This window comes from Streptococcus vulneris, assembly GCF_019218685.1.
Classification (GTDB): domain Bacteria; phylum Bacillota; class Bacilli; order Lactobacillales; family Streptococcaceae; genus Streptococcus; species Streptococcus vulneris.
In genome coordinates this window covers 1-394 of sequence record NZ_JAHUZC010000037.1, presented here as the reverse complement: position 1 = coordinate 394, position 394 = coordinate 1, and the positions used below count along the sequence as shown (strand labels likewise).

General features: G+C 58.9%; 1 protein-coding gene. It reads left to right on the top strand.

Annotated elements, in window-relative coordinates:
- A partial coding sequence (locus tag KUA57_RS09490) for a class I SAM-dependent methyltransferase (protein WP_218494159.1) occupies positions 1-394 on the top strand: 394 nt, incomplete at both ends.

Here is a 394-nt window from a genome sequence, read left to right as displayed (position 1 = left end):
CACTACTACACCTGGCATTACCCGCGCATGCTGAAGATGGATTTCCACTCCCTGGATCTGGATCCGGCGCAGGCGATCTATGGACCGCCGGGCAGGCACACCATCGGCAGCGCGACCGACATGAGCGGCTTTTATGGCGACGAGTCGTTCGACGTGGTCGTTGCCAATGGCGTGATCGGCTGGGGGCTGAATGAGCGGATTGGGTTCGAGCGGATGATGGAGCAGTGCCATCGGGTGCTCAAGCCGGGTGGGCTGTTGATTCTTGGGTACAACGATACGCCGGAGCGGAAGCCTTATCCGGTTGAGATTGATTATGCGGGGTTGTTCGAGCCTGTCGTGCCGGCGATTCGGGGGATAGCGCATTTCGAGCATCGGATGAATGATAGTTATGCGC